This is a genomic window from Youhaiella tibetensis, from assembly GCF_008000755.1.
In the GTDB taxonomy this organism is placed as follows: domain Bacteria; phylum Pseudomonadota; class Alphaproteobacteria; order Rhizobiales; family Devosiaceae; genus Paradevosia; species Paradevosia tibetensis.
The window spans coordinates 2,284,707-2,305,594 of the sequence record NZ_CP041690.1 but is presented as its reverse complement, the minus strand read 5'-3'; the positions used below and the strand labels follow the sequence as shown (position 1 = coordinate 2,305,594).

General features: G+C 63.8%; 20 protein-coding genes. 14 read left to right on the top strand and 6 right to left on the bottom strand.

Translation table 11 applies throughout. The features are described from left to right. Nucleotides 1–81 precede the first annotated feature (81 nt). Nucleotides 82–1,947: an ABC transporter ATP-binding protein gene (locus FNA67_RS11175; protein ID WP_147656077.1), complete on the top strand. Its 1,866-nt coding sequence runs from the start codon at nucleotides 82–84 to the stop codon at nucleotides 1,945–1,947. Continuing rightward, entirely contained in the window at nucleotides 1,947–3,848 is a 1,902-nt protein-coding gene (locus FNA67_RS11170) for an ABC transporter ATP-binding protein (RefSeq protein ID WP_147656076.1), read from the top strand. The genes FNA67_RS11175 and FNA67_RS11170 overlap by 1 nt, the downstream gene beginning before the upstream one ends. Nucleotides 3,849–3,890: 42 nt before the next feature. Here the strand turns inward: FNA67_RS11170 and FNA67_RS11165 are convergent, their stop codons facing one another. From FNA67_RS11165 to FNA67_RS11140, 6 genes are all read right to left on the bottom strand, one after another. Further along, a complete protein-coding gene (locus tag FNA67_RS11165) occupies nucleotides 3,891–4,643 on the bottom strand; it encodes an ATP-binding cassette domain-containing protein (protein ID WP_049705184.1) in 753 nt (250 codons plus the stop codon). Next, nucleotides 4,636–5,691 carry an ABC transporter permease subunit gene (locus FNA67_RS11160; protein ID WP_147656075.1) on the bottom strand — a complete coding sequence of 352 codons (1,056 nt, stop codon included), beginning with the start codon at nucleotides 5,689–5,691 and terminating at the stop codon, nucleotides 4,636–4,638. The genes FNA67_RS11165 and FNA67_RS11160 overlap by 8 nt, the downstream gene beginning before the upstream one ends. A gap of 73 nt (nucleotides 5,692–5,764) precedes the next feature. After that, on the bottom strand, nucleotides 5,765–6,745 hold the full coding sequence (locus tag FNA67_RS11155) for an ABC transporter substrate-binding protein (protein ID WP_049705182.1): 981 nt from the start codon (nucleotides 6,743–6,745) through the stop codon (nucleotides 5,765–5,767). A 175-nt stretch (nucleotides 6,746–6,920) separates the two neighbouring features. Further along, entirely contained in the window at nucleotides 6,921–7,856 is a 936-nt protein-coding gene (locus tag FNA67_RS11150) for a tagatose kinase (RefSeq protein WP_147656074.1), read from the bottom strand. A 2-nt stretch (nucleotides 7,857–7,858) separates the two neighbouring features. Next, nucleotides 7,859–8,626 carry an SDR family NAD(P)-dependent oxidoreductase gene (locus FNA67_RS11145; RefSeq protein ID WP_147656073.1) on the bottom strand — a complete coding sequence of 256 codons (768 nt, stop codon included), beginning with the start codon at nucleotides 8,624–8,626 and terminating at the stop codon, nucleotides 7,859–7,861. A gap of 45 nt (nucleotides 8,627–8,671) precedes the next feature. Then, nucleotides 8,672–9,937, bottom strand: a complete 1,266-nt coding sequence (locus FNA67_RS11140) for a class II D-tagatose-bisphosphate aldolase, non-catalytic subunit (RefSeq protein ID WP_147656072.1) — start codon at nucleotides 9,935–9,937, stop codon at nucleotides 8,672–8,674. Between the two features lie 263 nt (nucleotides 9,938–10,200). Between FNA67_RS11140 and FNA67_RS11135 the strand changes: the two genes are divergently transcribed. The 12 genes from FNA67_RS11135 (at nucleotide 10,201) to nuoG (ending at nucleotide 20,887) form a co-directional block, all read left to right on the top strand. After that, on the top strand, nucleotides 10,201–10,743 hold the full coding sequence (locus tag FNA67_RS11135) for an outer membrane protein (protein ID WP_170267290.1): 543 nt from the start codon (nucleotides 10,201–10,203) through the stop codon (nucleotides 10,741–10,743). A gap of 177 nt (nucleotides 10,744–10,920) precedes the next feature. After that, entirely contained in the window at nucleotides 10,921–11,457 is a 537-nt protein-coding gene (locus tag FNA67_RS11130; RefSeq protein ID WP_049705178.1) for a hypothetical protein, read from the top strand. Nucleotides 11,458–11,805: 348 nt separating this feature from the next. After that, nucleotides 11,806–12,357, top strand: a complete 552-nt coding sequence (locus FNA67_RS11125; protein ID WP_049705177.1) for an outer membrane protein — start codon at nucleotides 11,806–11,808, stop codon at nucleotides 12,355–12,357. Between the two features lie 465 nt (nucleotides 12,358–12,822). Next, complete coding sequence (locus tag FNA67_RS11120) at nucleotides 12,823–13,188, top strand: NADH-quinone oxidoreductase subunit A (protein WP_049705176.1); 366 nt, start codon at nucleotides 12,823–12,825, stop codon at nucleotides 13,186–13,188. Further along, nucleotides 13,179–13,760, top strand: a complete 582-nt coding sequence (locus FNA67_RS11115; protein ID WP_035038913.1) for a NuoB/complex I 20 kDa subunit family protein — start codon at nucleotides 13,179–13,181, stop codon at nucleotides 13,758–13,760. The genes FNA67_RS11120 and FNA67_RS11115 overlap by 10 nt, the downstream gene beginning before the upstream one ends. A 10-nt stretch (nucleotides 13,761–13,770) precedes the next feature. Next, nucleotides 13,771–14,388: an NADH-quinone oxidoreductase subunit C gene (locus FNA67_RS11110; RefSeq protein WP_147656070.1), complete on the top strand. Its 618-nt coding sequence runs from the start codon at nucleotides 13,771–13,773 to the stop codon at nucleotides 14,386–14,388. After that, on the top strand, nucleotides 14,388–15,578 hold the full coding sequence (locus tag FNA67_RS11105; RefSeq protein WP_049705173.1) for an NADH-quinone oxidoreductase subunit D: 1,191 nt from the start codon (nucleotides 14,388–14,390) through the stop codon (nucleotides 15,576–15,578). Before FNA67_RS11110 ends, FNA67_RS11105 begins: the two co-directional genes overlap by 1 nt. Further along, the gene (locus FNA67_RS11100; protein ID WP_147656069.1) at nucleotides 15,578–16,813 is read left to right on the top strand and encodes an NADH-quinone oxidoreductase subunit E; all 1,236 of its coding nucleotides are present in this window, start codon (nucleotides 15,578–15,580) and stop codon (nucleotides 16,811–16,813) included. Before FNA67_RS11105 ends, FNA67_RS11100 begins: the two co-directional genes overlap by 1 nt. A gap of 12 nt (nucleotides 16,814–16,825) precedes the next feature. Then, entirely contained in the window at nucleotides 16,826–18,133 is a 1,308-nt protein-coding gene (nuoF, locus tag FNA67_RS11095; protein WP_049705171.1) for an NADH-quinone oxidoreductase subunit NuoF, read from the top strand. Between the two features lie 4 nt (nucleotides 18,134–18,137). Beyond that, complete coding sequence (locus tag FNA67_RS11090) at nucleotides 18,138–18,503, top strand: pentapeptide repeat-containing protein (RefSeq protein WP_053167855.1); 366 nt, start codon at nucleotides 18,138–18,140, stop codon at nucleotides 18,501–18,503. Nucleotides 18,504–18,507: 4 nt separating this feature from the next. Next, nucleotides 18,508–18,774, top strand: coding sequence for a hypothetical protein (locus tag FNA67_RS11085; RefSeq protein ID WP_147656068.1), 267 nt, complete (start codon nucleotides 18,508–18,510; stop codon nucleotides 18,772–18,774). Between the two features lie 4 nt (nucleotides 18,775–18,778). Next, entirely contained in the window at nucleotides 18,779–20,887 is a 2,109-nt protein-coding gene (gene nuoG / locus FNA67_RS11080) for an NADH-quinone oxidoreductase subunit NuoG (protein ID WP_147656067.1), read from the top strand. Nucleotide 20,888 lies beyond the last annotated feature (1 nt).

Here is a 20,888-nt window from a genome sequence, read left to right as displayed (position 1 = left end):
ATGGAAGTTGGGCCGTCCGGCTGAGTCTTCCTCCCTACGCTCGTTTCCGGGCAATATTTTTTACATCTCTGGATCAGTTCCTTGAAAACCGAAGCGGTTAGCAGCGCCGAGGGGCGCAGCAATTCGTTTGCCCACGTGGCCGAAGCCCAGTGGGGGCAGGGTCTCAGCACGCTTGTACGCATTGCGCGGATGAACCTGCGCCATCCGTGGTTGGTGACCATCACGTTGGTCTCAACCGTCATAGCCTCGGGGCTGCAATTGCTCATTCCGCAATTGCTGGGGCGCGCGGTGGACGAGGCGCACGGCCTGGCTACCGCCGGGACGGCGGGGCAAGCGGCCGAGTCAGCGCTCTGGATGACCGCGATCCTGCTGCTCGTCGTGAGCGTGCTGCGCGGCATCTTCACGATGACGCACAACTATTTCGGCGAGGCGGTGGGGCACCATTGCGCCTATGAACTGCGCCTGGCCTGCTACGAAAAACTCCAGCGCCTGAGCTTCTCCTTCCATGATCGCGTGCACTCGGGCGATCTCATCATGCTCGGCATCATCGATATCGATGGCGTGCGTATGTTCTTCGCCACCGGTCTTTTGCGCGTGGTCCTGCTCGGAACGCTGATTGGCGTCGGTTCCTATATGCTGCTGAGCACGGACCTGATGCTCGGGCTGCTCGCTCTCAGCTTTGTGCCGTTCGTCGCCTGGCGGTCTTCGACGACCCAGCTGCGCCTGCGCCACACCTGGCTGATCCTGCAGGAAAAGATGCAGGCGCTTTCGCGCGTCATGGATGAAAACCTTGGCGGTATCCGCGTGGTCCGCGCCTTTGCGGCGCAGCAGCACGAGCTCGACAAATACGACCGCGCCTCGCAGGACGCGCTCGAACTGGCCCACAAGCGCGTCGATCTGCGCGTCGGCAACACGGCGACGATGAACTTCTCGTTCTTCGTTTCCATGGGGCTGGTGCTTGGCTTTGGCGGCGCCAAGGTGATGGCGGGTGATATGAGCGTTGGTACACTTGCCTCGTTCCTCACCTTCATGACCATCCTGCAGATGCCGGTCCGGCAGCTGGGCCTGATGGTCAATTCCTTCGCCCGCGCCTCCACGTGCGGTTCGCGTCTCTTCGCGCTGCTCGATCTCGATCTGGCCATCAAGGACGAGCCGGGCGCACAGGACCTCGTGGTTCGGGACGGAACGCTTCGCTTCGACAATGTCGATTTCACCTATCCGGGCAATACCGAGCCCACGCTACGCGGCGTCTCCTTCGAGGCTCGCAAGGGTGAGACCGTAGGCATCGTAGGCCCGCCGGGCAGCGGCAAGTCGACGATCGCGCATCTGATCCCGCGTTTCTATGACGTGTCGGGCGGAAAGATCACCATCGACGGGCAGGACATTTCCAAGGTCCGGCTGCAGTCGCTGCGCAAGTCCGTGGGCGTGGTGCAGCAGGATTCGTTCCTGTTCACGACCTCGATCGAGAACAACATCGCCTATGGCGACCCATGGGCCAAGGAACGCCGGATCGAGCGGGCGGCCGAGTTCGCGCAGCTTCACAACTACATCGTCGGCCTGCCCACGGGCTACAACACGGTGGTGGGCGAACGCGGCGTGTCGCTGTCGGGCGGGCAACGGCAGCGCCTGTCGATCGCGCGCAGCCTGATCCTCAAGCCGGCAGTCATGGTGTTCGACGATTCGACCGCGGCCATCGATGCGGGAACCGAGCAGCGCATCCGTGGCGCCATGAAGCGCTTCGCCTCCGACCGGGTTTCGCTGATCATTTCGCACCGGCTGAGCTCGCTCATGCATGCGGACCAGATCCTCTTCATCGAGAACGGGCAGATCGTCGAGCGCGGGACCCACGAAGAATTGCTGGCGAAGGGCGGGCGCTACCGGGCGCTCTATGATTTGCAGGTCAGGCCTGAGGATGACGCAGCGCCGCTATCCGAGGAGGCCATCTGATGTCGGTTCAGGAGATTCGGGACGAGGAAAGCGAAGACCGCACGCGCAAGCCGCCGCGGGCGGTGGTCGGCTCGCACCGCGAGGAAGAGGAAATCTTCGGCAAGGCCTACGATCCGCGGATCGTGCGCCGTATCTGGACTTTCGTGAAGCCCTATCAGGCCCAGATCGTGATCTCGGTCCTGGCAGTGCTGGTGTTCACCGGCAGCCAGTTGCTCATCCCGCTCATCATCCGCTACGCCATCGACAACGGCATGGCGCCCGGCGCCGATCCGATGACCCTCGTGTGGGCATCGGTTGCCTTCGCGATCGTCATCCTCGTCAATTTCGGCGCCAACTGGCTTCAGGAATCGGTGGTCGGCAAGGTGGCCGAGAACGTGCTGTTCGACATGCGGCGGGCGATGTTCGCGCAGTTGCAGCGCGTGTCGCTCTCGTTCATGGACAAGACCGAGGTCGGTCGCCTGATGTCGCGCCTTCAGGGCGACGTCAACTCGATGCAGGAGTTCCTGGAGACCTCGGTGATGTCGGTCGGCGACATCGCGCTGCTGTTTGGCATCGTCTTCGTGCTGCTTTTCCTCGATTTCCGGCTTGGCCTGCTCACGCTTTCCACCATGCCTGTGCTGTTCATCGTCCGCCTCTTCTGGCTGCCCAAGGCCAAGGTGGCGTTCATGGCCGCGCACGAGACGAATTCGGTGGCCAACGGCGCGCTGGCCGAGGGCATCAACGGGGTGCGCACCATCCAGAGCCTCGACCGGCAGAAGGTCAATTTCGAGCTCTATGACGAGAAGGCCTACGCCAACCTCAAGACGCACCTGACGGCGGCCAAGTTTGCCCAGGTCATGGTGCCGATCGTGGATAGCCTCACCGGCATGGCCATGGCCATCGTCGTGGTCGTCGGTGGCTCGATGGTGCTCAACGGCGGGCTCGACGTTGGCGTGATGGTGGCGTTCCTGTTCTACATTCAGCGCTTCTTCGACCCCATCCGCTCACTGACCATGCAGTATTCGGTCATGCAGCGCGCCATGGCGTCGGGCCAGCGCATCACTGAGGTGCTCGACGTGCCGGTGGACGTTGTCGACAAGGCCGACGCCAAGGTGCTGCGTCCCGATATGGACGGGTCGGTGGAGTTCCGAAACGTGACCTTCGGCTACCGCAAGGGTCTGCCGGTCCTCAAGAACGTCTCATTCAAGGTCAATCCCGGTGAGACGGTGGCGCTGGTCGGGCCGACGGGCTCAGGCAAGACCAGCTCCATGGCCCTCGTCCATCGGTTTTACGACGTGTGGGACGGCGAGGTTCTCGTCGGGGGCACCGACGTGCGCGACCTCACCCAGGATTCGCTGGGCGAGCAGATCGCCATGGTGCTTCAGGAGCCGTTCCTTTTCACCGGCACGGTGCTCGAGAACATCCGCTACCACAAGACGCAGGCGACGCGCGAACAGGTGATCGAGGCGGCCAGGGCGGTGGGCGCTCATGACTTCATCATGAAGCTTCCCGGCGGCTATGACAGCGTCCTTGAGCAGCGCGGCGGCAACCTGTCACTCGGCCAGCGCCAGCTCATCAGCTTCGCCCGGGCGCTCGTCGCCGATGCCAAGATTCTGGTGCTCGACGAAGCAACCGCCAATATCGACAGCTACACCGAAATGCTGATCCAGAAGGCGCTTGTGAAGCTGCTGGAGGGCCGGACGGGCCTCGTGATCGCCCACCGGCTGGCGACGATCCGGGGCGCCGATCGTATCATCGTGCTCCAGAACGGTGAGAAGATCGAGAGCGGCAACCATGATGAACTCATGGCCCAAAAGGGGCTCTACTCCAAGCTCTACAACATGAACTACGCCTCGTTCGACGACATCCCCGACGAGGTCGTGGCTGCCGCCACCGCTGTCCCCAGGGACGCTTCGACCTGATGCGAAGACCGGCGCCCTGGCTAAAGGGTCGGGGCGCCGGGCTTACCCGCCGACCATGAGCTTGACGATCTCGTCCGGGTTGGTGTCGGCGATCTGCCGCTCGCCGGCCGTATTGCCGCGGCGAAGCACGACGATGCGGTCGGCCACCGCGAAGATGTCCTGCAGGTTGTGCGAGATGAAGATCACCCCGCGCCCCTGGGTCTTGAGCTGCCGGATGAGGGCGAGAACCTTGCGCTGTTCCGGAACGCCCAGGGCGGCGGTCGGCTCGTCCATGATCAGGATCTGGGCGTTCCAGTAGACGGCCCGTCCGATGGCGACGGCCTGGCGCTGACCGCCGGAGAAATTGGAAACCGGGGCGTTGAGACGGCTGACGTGGAAATCGAGCCGCGCCATGGTCTCGCGCGCCGCTTCGGCCATCGCCTTGCGATCGAGCACCGGCAATACGCCCCAGAGGCGCCGCATCGGTTCGCGGCCGAGGAAGATGTTACCGCCGATCGAGAGATTGTCCGCCAGAGCCAGGTCCTGGTAGATCGTCTCGATGCCCTGGGCGCGGGCGTCCTGGGGGGAGGCGAAGGTCACGGGCTTGCCCTGCATGCGGATTTCGCCGCTCGATGGAGCGAAGACGCCCGAAACCACCTTGATCATGGTCGTCTTGCCCGCCCCATTGTCGCCGGCGAGCGCCACCACCTCTCCCGGATGGATGGTCATCGAGAAGTCCTTGAGGGCCTGGACCGCGCCGAAGTTCTTGGAGAGGTTGCGGACTTCAAGCAGGGCCGTGGGGTCGAACTCACTCATCCTGCCTGCCTCCGCTGAAGCGGCGCTGCGCCTGGTCGATCAGCACTGAGATGATGATCACCACGCCCACCGCGATGAATTGCCAGAAGGGTTCGACGTTGACGAAGACGAGGCCATACTGGATCACGGCAATGACCAGCGCGCCCGCCACCGTCCCGAGGATCGTGCCCGACCCCCCGAAAAGGCTTGCCCCGCCGATGACCACGGCGGCGATGGAGTCGAGGAGCAGCGGTTCGCCCGCCTGCGCAGCGCCGGCGCTGAATCGGGCGGCGTAGAGCGCGCCGCCAAGGCCGGCGCAGAGCGCGGAAAGCACATAGAGGCGCAGGGTATGGTCGGCCACGTCGATGCCGGCGCGCCGCGCCGCCTGGCGATTGGCGCCGATGGCGTAGTTGTGCTGGCCGAACCGCGTCTGGCTGAGCAGGTAATGCATCAGCAGGACGAACAGCACCGTGACGATGACGAGATAGGGCACGCCGAAGAAACGCCCGTTGCCCAGGGCCGCGAAATACTCGTTGCGCACCGGCACGGTCGTGCCGCCCGCGATGAGGAAAGCCGCGCCGCGGGCCACGCCGAACATGCCGAGCGTGCCGATGAAGGCCGGTACGCGCAGGCGCGAGATCAGCAGTCCGTTGATGAGCCCGGGAACCATTGCCGCCAGCAGCGCGACGAGAATGCCGACGACCATGGCCAGCGGCAGCGGCATGAAGGTGCCGGCGATATTGGTGATATGGGCCGCGACGACCGCCGCCAGGCCCATGATGAACCCCACCGAAAGGTCGATGCCACCCGAGATGATGACGAAAGTCTGCCCGGTGGCCAGGAGCAGGGGCGCCACCGCAAAGACGGCGATTGAGGCGACGTTGAACGAAGAGAAGATGAAGGTCGCTCCAAAGCTGCGCGACCAGAACTCGAAGACGAGAATGAGCAGGACCAGGAAAATCCAGGCGCGCCCTTCGGCGAGCGTGGAGAGCCAGGCGCTGGTGGTGTCGGCGTGGTCGGCCGGCGGGGCGGCTTCGGGCGAAGCGGTCTCGGGTGAGGGTGCAGTCATCTAGCGTCCGTTCTGCGTGAGAAAGGGCGGAACGCCCCTCCGGCGAACCGGAGGAGCGGCGAGGACCGTGTCGTCAGTCCGAATAGATGAACTTGGCGACGTCAGGGTCCGTGACGTTGGATTTGTCGATGACGGTGAAGCCCGTGCCGATCAGTGTCGGGATCGACTGGCCGGTGAGGTGGGCATAGGCCGAGACCACGCCGTAATAGCCGATTTCGGCCGGGTGCTGGGCGATCGCCAGGTCCACGAGGCCGGAGTTGATGTTGTCCACGATGCTGGTCGGCGCGTCGAAGGCGACCACCTTGATCTTGCCGGTCTGGCCCGCCTGCTGCACGCCGTTGGCCGCGCCGAGCGCGGAGAACAGGTTGGCGCCGAAGACGCCGACGAGATCGGGGTTGCGGGCGAAGACCGACTGGAGCTGGGAGGCTGCCTTGTTGGCGTCGTCGTCGTTGTACTGGGTGTCGAGCACCGTGATGTTGGGATGGTTGGCCATCTCCTTCTTGAAGCCTTCTTCACGCTGGTCGGTCGTGGAAATGCCCGGCTTGACGTTGGAGACATAGACCTTGCCCGTGTCCCCGATCGACTTGGCCAGGGCACGCGCGGCAATTTCGCCGCCCAGGATGTTGTCCGAGGCAATGTAGGCGAGCGGGAAGTCGGCATCGCCCGATCCGGTCTGGTAGACGCCGGTGCCGATGAAGGTGTCGACCGTGATCACGGGGATGCCGGCGTCGTTGGCCTTGCGTAGCGGCTCGATGAGCTGGGTCTTGTCGGTCGGTGCGATGAGGATGGCGTCGGGCTTTCGCGCGATGACTGCATCGAGCACCGGAACCTGCGTTACGGGGTTGAAGTCGGGCGCGCCCTGGAAGACCAGGTCGACCCCGAGGGCGTCGGCGGCGGCCTGAGCGCCCTTGCGCATGGTGATGTAGAAGGCGTCTGTCGTCAGGCCCGGTATGAGGGCAATGGTGAACTTCTTCTGATCCTGGGCCACTGCGGGCGTCAGGAACGAGGACGCGCCGATGGCGATCGCCGCCAGCGCGATAACGAACTTCTTCATGATTTCTCCTCCGGTTCGTCCGTCCTTGGGCGGACGTCTGCTTATGCGCGAAACCGAATACCGGCCGAACGCTCCGCCAACGGGGAGACCCCGGCCTCCTGAGGAGCGCCGGCCGGTGACGAGCGCACATCAAAAACGGAAATTGTGCAAGGGCTATCGTGCGCAGAGCGCGCAACTAGCCGTGTGAGGCGAGGAACCGATCGAGCTCTGCGGCGCTAGCCGCGCCTTCCATCGGGCCTTTGCGGGTCACCGCGAGCGCGCCGGCGGCGTTGGCCCGGCGTAGCGCCTCGCCGGGGGCCACCCCGTTCAGCCAGCCGACGACGAACGCGCCCGCGAAGCAATCACCGGCGCCGGTCGGATCGACCTCTTTCGCCGGGAAGGCCGCAGCGTGGAACGCGGCGTCGCGATCGAAATAGCTCGATCCATCCGCGCCGCGCTTGATCACGACCGCCCGTGCACGCGTCAGGATTTCGGCGACGGCCGAAGCTTCCTCGCGCGCGCTTGTGAAGAGAAACAGTTCCTGCCCGCTCGGCAGGAACAGGTCCGTCCGCTCGAGAACTGCGTGAAGGGCGGCCTCGAGGCCGGGGAGGCCAAGCATCTCCTTGCGGATGTTGGGATCGAAGGAAATCGTGCCCCCGCGCCCCTTTATCTCCTCGAGCGCGGAGAGCGTCGCCTCGACCAGGGCGGGGGAGAAGAGGGAGGAGCCCATGACGTGAAGGTGCCCCGCCTCGGCAAGAAGAGCCGCCGATTGCGGCGTTGCGCGAACGGCGCCGCATGCGCTGTGCTTGATGTTGAAGACGAAATCTCGTCCGCCGTCGCTGCGATACCGCACGAACGCCGTGCCGGTGGGCAGTTCGGCGTCGACGCGAACCGCAGAAACGTCCACGCCATCGGCACGGAGGCGGTCGAGATTGAGCCGGCCGAAGTCGTCGGCGCCTACGCATCCGATGATGCCTCCAGGATGGCCGAGCCGCGCGACCTGGTCGATGAAGATCGCCGGGGCTCCCGAGGGGTAGGGGCCGACGAGGGCTATGGGCGCGTTGAAGCCATCGCCGGGCTCGGTCGCCATGATCTCCACCAGGATTTCGCCGATGGTGACGACCTTGCGCATGGCTATTCCTTCTTGGGTGAGCCACCCAGGCCAGCCAGCATGCCGCCATCCACCCGCAGGACTTCTCCCGTTATGAACGAGGCCTTCTCGGAGGCGAGGAACAGCACCGCCTCGGCGATCTCGGATGGCCGTGCGCTCCGTCCGAGCGGGTGCATATGGCGGATCTCGGCCCAGACCTCGTCGGGATGCTCGGCCAGCGCGACGGACGCCCGCAGCATGGGCGTATCCACCGAGCCGGGCGCGATGCCGTTCACGCGAACGCCGAAGGGGGCGTAGTCGATGGCCATCGAGTGCACCAGCCCGATCAGGCCGTGCTTGGAGACCGAATAGGCGGTGACGCCCGCCTGGGAGGCCATGCCCTGCACCGAAGCCATGTGGACGACGGAGCCGCGTGACTGGCGCAGCAAGGGCATCACGGCGCGCGAAATGAGGAAGGCACCCTTGAGGTTGACGCCGAGCGTGCGATCCCAAAGCTCTTCATCGGTCGTTTCGACCGTGCCGTAGGTCTGGATGCCGGCGTTGTGGGAGAGGACATCGAGGCCGCCAAGGGCGCTTTGCGCCAGTTCGGCGGCGGCGGCGCAGTCAGTTGCGCTTGCCACCGAGCCGACCAAGATTTCCACCCGCTGGGCTCCCGCAAGGCTTCGGGCCGTCTCCGTCAGGGCCGCTTCGTCGAGGTCCATCAGCACCAGGGCGGCGCCCTGGGCCGCAAAAGCCTCGGCGACTGCCTGGCCGATTCCTTTGGCGGCGCCGGTGACGAGGACACGTTGCATGGCTTTCTCCCTGAGGCTGAGGTTTGCCTGGGCCCCTATGGGGCGTCAATGGCTCGCCGCGGCGTCGAAATAGGGGGCGAGCGCCCGCACCACATTGGCGCCGACCAGTGCACCGGGCGTTGCCTCGATCCGACCTTCTGCCACCGCGCCGTGATGCTGGGGCAGGTATTGGCTGATCAGCGGAAGTGGCAGGCCGGTACGGGCCAGGTTGGCGAAGAGGCGTTCGCGTGCCGCCTCGATCTCCGGGGCGGCCCAGTAGTAGCGGATACGGTCCGAGTAGCTGAAATGGCGCAGATAGGCCTGCTTGTCCGCGTCGCCATGATAGTGCGCCTGCCAGTCTGCCGGGCGCATCAGCATGCTGGCTTCGACCATGGCGCGTAGCCGCGAGCGCTCGCCCGAGGGCACGAGTTCGGCTTCCATGGCTTCGAGCGCATAAAACGCTTCGCGCATCGCAAATGTAGCGGCGGGGCCCACCTTGAGGATCGCGAAGTGACGCGCCACCAGCTCCCTGTAGGCGGCAGGCAGCTGGTAGTCGGTCGAGTGCGCTTCGAAAACGATTCCCGGATAGTCCCGCACCGCTTCGGCCAGGCGATCGGCCTTGTCGGGCGCAAAATGGACGATCTCCTCATTGCCGAAATCAAGGCCTGGTTGAACCACGACAGCCACGACGCGTGAGAAGGCATCCTTGAGTCCGACCGTGGCAAAGGCCTCGTGGTGGGCTTCGTAGGTGTCCTTGACGCTTGCGGGCGAGGTGACGGCGATGTGATGACCGGCGCCCATGCCGCCGGGTGGGGGCACCTCTGTGCCGATGACATAGAGTGGACGCGCGCCCGTCTCCTCCGCCGCACTCGCGAGACTGGCAGCGCGTCCGGCGATCAGGGCGTCGGGAAGGACGTCCGGATCGTCGGCGCAACGCATCGAGCAGTCCAGGTGCAGCTTCTGAAATCCGGCAGCCGCAAAAGCGCGCACGAGATCGCGCGCCTTTCCCAGGGCTTCCTCGGCAGGCTCGCTGCGCCAGGGTTGCGGGCCAAGGTGATCGCCCCCGAGCAGCAGGTCGTCCTCGCCCAATCCGACCGATTCCGCTTCCTTGCGAACCATTGCCGCGAAGTCGGCAGGCTCGAGGCCGGTGTAACCGCCGAACTGGTTGACCTGGTTGCAGGTCGCTTCGATGAGCGCCAGCTGGTCCCGCTCGCCCGCCAGCGCCAGTGTCGCGCCGATGACAAGAGGATGGGCGCTGCACACCGAGGCAATGCCCCCATGGCCGGTCTTCCGGTTGGTTTCGAAGAGCTCGGTCAGACGACGCAGGTCCATCTCGCACGCTCCCAGCAGGATGGAGCATTTTTTGAGCATGGTCGTGCCCGGCGCAAGGGCGAAGGCTGTGTCGTTCCGGTCACACCGGGACCGTGCCTTTTTCTAGCCCAGCGCGGGCCCGAATTTATGCGCAACCTCACCCAAAGATGCATTGGCGCGGATCGGCGAAGGCACCATATTGGCGTTGGTATCCGGAAAGGAACCGTCGGCGAAAGCTCCGCGTTGAACGCAACCGTTCAGTGGCCGTGACAGGAGACCGCACGATGAGCTTGATCAGGAAACTTGCGATCGCAGCCGTTCTGGCTATGGCGCCGCTTCCTGTCGTGGCGGCCGATGCCATAACCTACGAAACCAGCGCGCCTTCGTCCGCGATTCCCGTTGCCGATGCCGGCTTTGACTGGAACGGATTCTATGGCGGCGTCTATGGCGCCGGCCAGTTCAGCGCCGGGCGCGGCAACCAGTACGGCCTCGGCATCGACCTGGGCGTCAATGCGCAATTCGATTTCTATCTCGTCGGCGCCGAAGTGGCGGTGCAGGGCCTCGCGGGCGGCGAGGGCGAGAGTTCCTATGGCCAGGTCCTGGCCAAGGGCGGTGTCCTGGTTGCGGACGACCTGGCGCTTTATGCCACCGCCGGCTACGGCATCGACCTGGGCGTTCCGGACCAGAGCAACTGGCTGCTGGGTGCGGGCGTCGAGATGGCCATCACCGATAACGTCTCCCTGCGCGCGCAATTCCTGCACGGGTTCGAGGCCGAAGGCAGCAATCCGACCAACCAGGTCACCATTGGCGCGAACTATCACTTCTGATCGTTCGACCGTTCTTTCACGCAATTTGTATCAAATTGGATCAATCGGGCCGCAAAGCCTTGTCTTCCGTCACTAATCGTTATCCGCACCTGCCAAAATGACCCCCGCAGGGGGTGGCTCCGCGCCCGCGTGAGCGACAAGATGTGCACAAACGACATGTATGTGCGGAGTACAAAAATGATTGCACGGACACTTACGCTCGGCGCCGCCGTTGCGACGCTCCTGTCTACGGGTGCCTTTGCGGCGGATCTGTATTCCGGGACGCCGGCGACCGATCTCTATTCGAGCCCGATGTTCAGCTTCGACGGCGCCTATGCGGGCGTCCAGGGTGGTGGCTTTTCGGGCACAGTGAACGGCCCATCCGTCACCGGCTGGAACCTGGACCTGGTGGCGGGTGTTAATTTCGCCATGACCGACCTGCTTCTTGCCGGTGTCGAATTCCAGGGCGGCGTCATGTGGCCCGACAGTGGCTGGAAGTGGGATATGCTCGGTCTGGCGCGCGTCGGCGCCCAGTTCACAGACGGCGTCATGGCCTACGGTACGGCCGGCGTCGGTAACGTGGCGGGCAACGGCGTCTACGCTTTCGGCGGCGGCGTCGAAGTGGCGACCTTCCAGTCGATCAGCGTGCGCGGCGAAGTTCTCGGCCTCGCAAACTGGGGGCAGGGACCTTCCGCCGCCAAGGCGACGGCCGGTGTGTTGTTTCATTTCAACTGACGGCGCCTAAACCGTCAGGGGGTGGTTGCAGGGTCGGGCGAATCCGGACACTGCTCCCGCCCAGGAATACGAATACGTGCTGCGCCGGATCATTCCGGCGCATCATAGTTGGGGCGGGACCCTAAGGGTTTCTGCCTCTCCGTGGCCTGTTCGCGGCCGCGCCTCCGGACGGAAGTCCGCGATTGTGTTGACGGTTGGGTCAAATCCGATCCATTCTTGCAACAGGTGCCCGCGAAAAGACATGGATTCCTCCTCGAAGGCCCTGATTAGGGGGTTGACGGGGTTGTCATGGACCAGACGGTCTGAGACATATGCTTGTGACTGTTGTCTACCCTAGGGGAATGCAAGATGAAGATTTCTGCACTTTTGGCTGGCGTTGGCGTTGCCACGCTCATGGCGTCGGGCGCTCATGCGGCCGACCTTATGCTCCCGGTTCAGCCGACTCCGGTTGTTGATACCTCGATCTTCAATTTCGATGGTTTCTACGCTGGTATCACTGGCGGCGGCGCTTGGGTTTCCGGTGGTGGTTCGGCTGGTTCGATCGGCGTTGTCGCCGGTGCCAACTTCACCGTCGCCGACCCGTTCCTGCTCGGTGTCGAAGGCCAGTTCGATGGCCTGTACTACGACTCCGGCCTCAACGGCTATGATGCCCTCATCCTCGGCAAGATCGGCGTTCTCGCCTCGCCGCAGGTCCTGGTTTATGCTTCGCTCGGTGGTGGCTGGGTCCACGACAACGCCGGCGGCGGCACGACCTACGGCACCTGGGCTTACGGCGGTGGCGTTGAAGTGGCTGTGACCGACAACATGTCGATCCGCGGCGAAGTTCTGGGCCTGCACATGCCTGATGCAGTCAACCAGAATGCGGCCAAGGCGACCATCGGCGTCCTGTTCCACTTCTAGTCCGAACTGCTCGACTCTACCCGGGGGCTCCTCGGGCGGGGTAGCGTCTTGCAAACCCAATTCGGCGAACCGGGCCCGGTTCGCCGTTTTGGTTTTTTCGAAGGCTCCGCCACGGCGGGGCCTTTGTTTTTTGCCAGCGGCGGAAGGCGGCGATTCGCGATCGCCTCGAGGAGCTGTCGCCGCCCGTTTTCGCGGTTCCAGCCGGTTTCCGGGTGAGGCAATTTGCCTTCTTTCCCCGTTGGTGCAGAACGTGTTTTTCCAAACGTCCGCGCTGATGCTCGCTATTGTCGGATATTGCGTCCGTAATGAAATTATGACTGCTTTTATCCGGTTTTGTTTCGCTTGAATCACCGGTAGGGAAGCGATAAGCCCTAGCCATCTTGAGAGCGTTGGTTCGCGCGCCCCAATTGCCCGCTGAACTCTCGCTAACCCGGTCGCCCGACCGGACCGAAGAATAGGCCTGGCATGAACGAATTGCTCAGCAACTACCTGCCTATCGTGCTCTTCATAGGCATCGCCGGCGTCATTGGTTTGGCGCTGCTTGTGGCCCCCTTCATCGTTGCCTTCAAGAAGCCCGATCCCGAGAAGGTTTCCGCCTTCGAAGCCGGCTTCGATGCGTTCGATGACGCGCGCATGAAGGTCGACGTCCGATACTACCTCGTGTCGATTCTCTTCATCATCTTCGATCTCGAAGTCGCCTTCCTGTTTCCGTGGGCCGTGGCCTTCAAGGATGTGGGCTGGTTCGGCTTCTGGTCGATGATGATCTTCCTGGGCGTTCTGACCGTGGGCTTCATCTACGAGTGGCGCAAAGGAGCGTTGGAATGGGATTGAGCGGACAGGGCGGCACTCTGGTTACGCCGCGCCCGACCGGTGCGATCGACCCGCGTACGGGCAAGCCGGTGGGTTCGGACGACCCGTTCTTTGCCGGCGTTTCGGACGAACTGGCGGACAAGGGGTTCCTGGTCACCACTGCAGCCCAGCTGATTACCTGGGCGCGTACCGGTTCCCTGATGTGGATGCAGACGGGCCTGGCCTGCTGCGCCGTCGAGATGATGCAGATGTCGATGCCGCGCTACGACATCGAGCGATTCGGTACGGCTCCGCGCGCTTCGCCGCGCCAGTCCGACGTTCTGATCGTTGCCGGCACGCTGACCAACAAGATGGCGCCCGCGCTCCGCAAGGTCTACGACCAGATGCCCGAGCCGCGTTACGTCATTTCCATGGGCAGCTGCGCCAATGGCGGCGGCTACTACCACTATTCCTATTCCGTCGTGCGCGGTTGCGACCGGGTGCTTCCGGTCGATATCTACGTGCCCGGTTGCCCTCCGACCGCGGAAGCTCTCCTCTACGGCATTCTTCTTCTGCAAAAGAAGATTCGCCGGGACGGTACGATCGAAAGATAGGGCGCCAGTCATGGACGAAACAGCTCAAGTCGATCCACTTACGGACCTCGGCGACTACATTTCGCGCACGCTGGGAGCGGTCGTTCGCTCCGCGGACGTCGCGTTCGGAGAACTCACCATTTCGGTGGAGAGGACGGCGATCGTAGACGTTGTCCGGTTCCTGCGCGATGACGCAAAATGTCGCTTCTATTCGATCTCCGATGTGTGCGGCGTGGACTATCCGGAGCGCGATCCGCGATTCGACGTGGTCTATCACCTGCTGAGCCCTGAACTTAATCAGCGCATTCGTGTCAAAGTTGCGGCGAACGACGTCGATCCGGTGCCCAGCATCACCGGCGTCTTCCCGGGCGCGAACTGGTTCGAGCGCGAAACGTACGACCTCTTCGGCGTGCTGTTCTCCGGTCACCCGGACCTGCGCCGCATCCTCACCGACTATGGCTTCGACGGGCATCCGCTGCGTAAGGACTTCCCGACCACCGGGTTCGTTGAGGTTCGCTACGACGAGGAACGCAAGCGCGTGGTCTATGAGCCGGTGAAGCTGGCCCAGGAATTCCGCTCGTTCGACTATCTCTCCCCCTGGGAGGGCACCGATTACGTCCTGCCGGGCGACGAGAAGGCGAAGCAGTAATGAGCGAAGTCGAAGTCCGCAATTTCACCATCAACTTCGGCCCGGTCCACCCTTCGGCCCACGGCGTGCTGCGCCTGATCCTGGAGCTGGACGGTGAGCTCGTCGAGCGCGTCGATCCCCACGTCGGCCTGCTGCACCGCGGCACCGAGAAGCTGATCGAAGCCAAGACCTACCTGCAGGCCGTCCCTTATTTCGACCGCCTCGACTATGTGGCGCCGATGAACCAGGAGCATGCCTTTGCCCTGGCCGTGGAGAAATTGCTCGATATCAAGGTGCCGCGCCGCGGCCAGTTGATCCGCGTTCTCTATTCGGAAATCGGCCGGCTGCTCTCCCACCTGATGAACGTTACCACCCAGGCCATGGACATCGGCGCGCTCACTCCGCCGCTCTGGGGCTTCGAGCAGCGCGAAAAGCTGATGGTCTTTTACGAGCGCGCGTCGGGCGCGCGCATGCACGCGGCCTATTTCCGTCCCGGTGGCGTTCACCAGGACCTGCCGCAGGACCTCATCGACGATATCGCGGTGTTCTGTGAGCAATTCCCCGCGGCGCTTGCCGACATCGATCGTCTGCTGACCGGCAACCGCATCTTCAAGCAGCGTAATGCCGATATCGGCGTCGTGTCGCTCGAGGATGCCTGGAGCTGGGGTTTCTCGGGTGTGATGGTGCGTGGCTCGGGTGCCGCCTGGGACCTGCGCAAATCGCAGCCCTACGAGTGCTACGAGGAAATGGAGTTCGACGTTCCGGTCGGCTCGCATGGTGACTGCTATGACCGCTACCTCATCCGCATGGAAGAGATGCGCCAGGCCAACAACATCATGAAGCAGTGCATCGAGAAGCTGAACGCACCTGAAGGGCAGGGGCCGGTTTCTTCGATCGACGGCAAGGTCGTGCCGCCCAGCCGTGGCGAGATGAAGCGCTCGATGGAAGCGCTGATCCACCACTTCAAGCTCTATACCGAGGGTTACAAGGTTCCCGCCGGCGAAGTCTACGCCGCCGTCGAGGCGCCCAAGGGTGAGTTCGGCGTCTACCTGGTTTCGGACGGCTCGAACCGTCCCTATCGCTGCAAGATCCGCGCGCCGGGCTTTGCACATCTGCAAGCCATGGATTTCCTGTGCCGCGGCCACATGCTGGCCGACGTCGCGGCCATCCTGGGTTCGCTTGATATCGTGTTCGGAGAGGTGGATCGCTGATGAGTGTGCGGCGCCTTGCGGACGAGTCGGTTCAGCCGGCCTCATTCGCCTTCACCAAGGAAAACGAAAGCTGGGCTCGCGCCAAGATGGCGCAGTACCCGGCAGGTCGCCAGCAGTCGGCGGTGATCCCGCTGCTGATGCGCGCCCAGGATCAGGATGGCTGGATTTCCCGCGCCACCATCGAGCACGTCGCGACCATGCTGGGCATGGCCTATATCCGCGTGCTGGAAGTAGCGACCTTCTATACCCAGTTCCAGCTGGCTCCGGTCGGTACGCGCGCCCACATCCAGGTGTGCGGCACGACGCCGTGTATGCTGCGCGGTGCCGAGGACCTTCGTTCGATCTGCCAGCACAAGATCCATCACGATCCGCACACCCTCAACGAGGACGGAACGCTGTCCTGGGAAGAGGTTGAGTGCCTGGGTGCGTGCGTGAATGCGCCGATGGTGGCCATCGGCCACGACACCTATGAGGACCTGACCCCGCAGCGGCTCGAAGAGATCATCAACGAGTTCCAGGCGGGCAGGGGTGAGAAGGTTCCGACGGGGCCGCAGATCAAGCGTGCGTTCTCCGCGGCCGAGTCCGGCGCGACGACGCTGCTCGAGAAGCCCTCCGCCAAGCGCGAAAAATTCGTGGCTCCATCGGCTCCCGACGCTACTGCTGCGGCGCCTGCGGCTCCGGCTGCTGCTGCCGCGCCCGCCAAGAAGGACGAGCCTGCTCCCACCGCCCCCGGCCGCAAGCGCCAGGTCTCGGAGGAAGCCGCGCCGGCTCTTAAGGAACCGTCGCGTTCCAAGAAGGTGTCGGTGGACGCTGCCGAAGGCGAACGCGCCGCTGCCGGCGCGTCGGCCAAGGCTGACGGCAAGCCTGCCCGCGCCATGCGCTCGACGGCCACGGGCGCAGAGTCCAAGGCCGGCAAGGTCGATGGCGGTGCTGCTGTGGGCAAGACCGCTCCTGCCGATGGTGCCGCTCCGTTGTTCACGGCGCCCGAGGGCGCCAAGGATGATCTCAAGATGATCGCTGGCGTGGGGCCGGTCCTCGAAGGCAAGCTCAATGCCCTCGGGATCACAACCTTCGCGCAGGTGGCGGCTTTCAAGAAGGCCGACATCGCCAGGGTCGAGGAAGTGCTGACCTTCCATGGCCGCATCGAGCGCGATGACTGGATCAAGCAGGCCAAGGCGCTCGCGAAGGGCGGCGAGGCCGAATACATCCGCGTCTTCGGCAAGAAGCCGCGCTAAGGGGTGTGAGAGATGCTCGCAGATAAAGACCGCATTTTCACCAACCTCTACGGCCAGGGCGACTGGACCTTGGCGGGTGCCCGGGCGCGTGGCGCCTGGTCCGGCACCAAGGAGTTCATCGAGTCCGGCCGGGACTGGATCACCAACGAGGTCAAGGCCTCTGGCTTGCGTGGCCGCGGCGGCGCCGGTTTCCCGACCGCGCTCAAGTGGACCTTCATGCCCAAGGTCTCCGACGGCCGTCCGCATTACCTGCTGGTCAATGCCGACGAATCCGAGCCGGGCACCTGCAAGGACCGCGAGATCCTGCGTCACGATCCGCACCATCTGGTCGAGGGGTGCCTGCTGGCGGCCCGCGCCATGGATGCGCATACGGCGTTCATCTACGTTCGTGGTGAGTTCATCCGTGAGCGCCAGCGGCTCGAATATGCCGTTCAGGAGGCTTATGACGCCAAGCTGATCGGCAAGAACAACATCCACGGCTGGGACCTGGACATCATCGTCCACCACGGCGCCGGCGCCTACATCTGCGGCGAGGAAACAGCCCTGATGGAATCGCTGGAAGGCAAGAAGGGCCAGCCCCGCCTCAAGCCGCCTTTCCCGGCCGGTATGGGCGTCTATGGCAACCCGACCACGGTCAACAACGTGGAATCGATCGCCGTCGTCCCGGAAATCCTGCGTCGCTCGGGCGCGTGGTTCGCTTCGATCGGCCGTGCGAACAACACGGGCACGAAGCTCATGTGCGTTTCGGGTCACGTGAATACCCCGGCGACGTTCGAAGAAGCCATGGGCGTCACGTTCGAAGAGATGATCGAGAAGCATTGCGGCGGCATTCGTGGCGGGTGGGATAACCTCCTCGCCGTGATCCCTGGCGGTGCATCGGTTCCTTGCGTGCCCGGCGAGAAAATCCGTCACGCGATCATGGACTTCGACGGCTTGCGCGAAGTGGGGTCGTCCCTCGGTACCGCCGCGGTCATCGTGATGGACAAGCAGACCGACATCATCAAGGCCATCTGGCGCCTTTCGGCTTTCTATAAGCACGAGAGCTGCGGCCAGTGCACGCCGTGCCGCGAAGGCACGGGCTGGATGATGCGCGTGATGGAGCGCATGGTCGAGGGCCGCGCCCAGAAGCGCGAGATCGACATGCTGTTCGAAGTCACCAAGCAGGTCGAAGGTCACACCATCTGTGCTCTCGGCGACGCGGCGGCGTGGCCGATCCAGGGCCTGATCCGCAACTTCCGCCACGTGATCGAAGAGCGGATCGACGCCTACACCTACAACTCGACATCCGAGGGCGCAGTGCCTTCGATCGCGGCGGAGTAGGGCGATGATCGAGGTGCATCAGAAGCGCGAGCGGCTGCAGGTCACGGAGAGTGTCGTCACCAATTCGACGTTCGATGACGTGAACGTTTCCAACAGCCACTTCAACAACGTCAATCTCTCGGCGACGCAGTTTGTCGGCATCAACTTCTCCAATGCCGTTATCGACAACGCCAACGTGAGCAACCTGCGCGTCAATGACGTCAATCTGAGCAATCTCAAGATCAACAACGCCAACATGTCGAACTCGAAGATCACCGACGCCAATCTTTCGGCGCTGTCGATCGAGGATTGCCTGCTCGATGGCGCACGCATCGATGGCGTGCTGATCACCGAGCTCTTTGCAGCCTACAACGCGCGCAAGGCGGACTAGGACGATGGGACGCAGCAAATCCGAGGCGGAAATCATGGAGCGAGGGCTCGACAATGTCTGCACGGGCATTGTCTGGCTGGTGCTCGCCGCCATCGGTTTCTTCGCCGTGCTCCCCAATGATGCGAGCAATGCCTGGTGGACCGCCGGCATCGCGATCGTTGCGGGACTTTACGCCATTTCCGGCAGCGGGCCGTTTGCGCGCCTGTTGCGGACGCCGGGGAACGCCCTGGCCTTTTTCGTACGCTCCGTGAACTTTGGAGGCGGCAGGTAGTCAGATGACAAGCATTAAGGTCGACGGCCAACTCATTGAGGTTCCGGACTATTTCACGCTGATGCAAGCCGCTGAGGCTGCTGGCGCCGAGATTCCGCGCTTCTGCTATCACGAGCGCCTTTCGGTGGCGGGCAACTGCCGCATGTGCCTGGTCGAGGTGAAGGGCGGTCCGCCCAAGCCGCAGGCATCGTGCGCCATGTCGGTCAAGGACCTGCGTCCTGGCCCGAATGGCGAGCCGCCCGAGATGTTCACCAACACGCCGATGGTCAAGAAGGCGCGCGAAGGGGTGATGGAGTTCCTGCTCATCAACCATCCGCTCGATTGCCCGATCTGCGACCAGGGCGGTGAGTGCGACCTCCAGGACCAGGCCATGGCTTATGGCGTGGACAAGAGCCGCTTCCACGAGAACAAGCGCGCCGTCGAAGACAAGTATCTTGGCCCACTGGTCAAGACTTCGATGAACCGCTGCATTCACTGCACGCGCTGCGTCCGTTTCACTACGGAAGTGGCCGGCATTTCCGAGATGGGCCTGATCGGTCGCGGCGAGGATGCCGAGATCACCAGCTATCTGGAGCGTGCGCTGTCGAGCGAACTGCAGGGCAACGTCATCGACCTGTGCCCGGTCGGCGCGCTGACTTCCAAGCCCTACGCGTTCCACGGGCGTCCGTGGGAGCTGACCAAGACCGAATCCATCGATGTGATGGATGCGGTGGGCTCCAATATCCGTGTGGACAGCCGTGGCCGCGAAGTGATGCGCATCCTGCCGCGCATCAACGAGGCGATCAACGAAGAGTGGATTTCGGACAAGACCCGGTTCGTCTGGGATGGCCTCAAGTCCCAGCGTCTGGATCGCCCCTATGTCCGCAAGGGCGGCAAGCTCAAGGCTGCGTCCTGGGAAGAGGCTTTCGCTGCCATCGCTGCCCAGGTCAAGAAGTCGGGCGGCAACCGCATCGGCGCCATCGCCGGCGACCTTGCCGCGGTCGAAGAGATGTATGCGCTCAAGGCGCTGCTGGCTTCGCTCGGCTCGGGCAACACCGACGTGCGTCCGGCCATGTCGGGCATCGATCCCTCGATGCCGCGTTCGGCCTACATCTTCAACCCGACCATTGCGGGCATCGAAGAAGCCGACGCCATTCTCATCATCGGTTCGAACCCGCGCCGCGAGGCTTCGGTCCTCAACGCGCGTATTCGCAAGAACTGGCGGACCAAGGGCAGCCCGATTGCCGTCATCGGCGAGCAGGCAGACCTCACCTACCCCTACGACTACCTGGGCGAAGGCTATGAAAGCCTGGCCGATCTTGCCGCAGGGAAGGGTGCTTTTGCCGAGGTTCTCAAGAAGGCCAGCAAGCCTCTCATCATCGTCGGCGAGGGCGCTGTTTCGCACGCCAAGCTCGGCAAGCAGCCGGGCCGCGACGTGATCGCGCTCGCCTCCAAACTCGCCACCTCCGGCGAGGCGCTTGCCGAAGGCTGGAACGGATTTGCGCTGCTCCACAACGCGGCGAGCCGCGTCGGTGGCCTCGATATCGGTTTCGTGCCGCATGACGGGGGCGTCTGCTCGGCCGACCAGATCGGTCTGGCGGGCAAGGGCGAGCTCGACGTTATGTTCCTGCTCGGCGCCGACGAATACGACATGGCGGCCATGGGCAAGGCATTCGTGGTCTATATCGGCACGCATGGCGATGCCGGTGCTCACCGCGCCGACGTCATCCTGCCGGCTGCGACCTACACCGAAAAGAGCGGTACCTACGTCAATACGGAAGGACGCGTGCAGATGACGGCGCGCGCAATCTTCCCGCCGGGCGAGGCCAAGGAAGACTGGGCCATCATTCGCGCGCTCTCCGCCGTTCTCGGGCAGCCGCTGCCGTTCAACTCGCTCAACCAGCTGCGGGCCGCGATCTACGCGCAGTATCCGCATCTGGCGCGGATCGACCAGATCCTTGCGGGCAGCGTCGAGGACGTCAGGAAGCTGGCCAAGGCCGGCGTCAAGACCAAGGCGGCCAAGTTCGCTTCGCCGGTCACCGAGTTCTATCTTACAAATCCGATTGCGCGGGCCTCGGCCGTGATGGGCGAATGCGCCCAGATGGCCGCCGGTCTCAAGCAGGCGGCGGAATAGG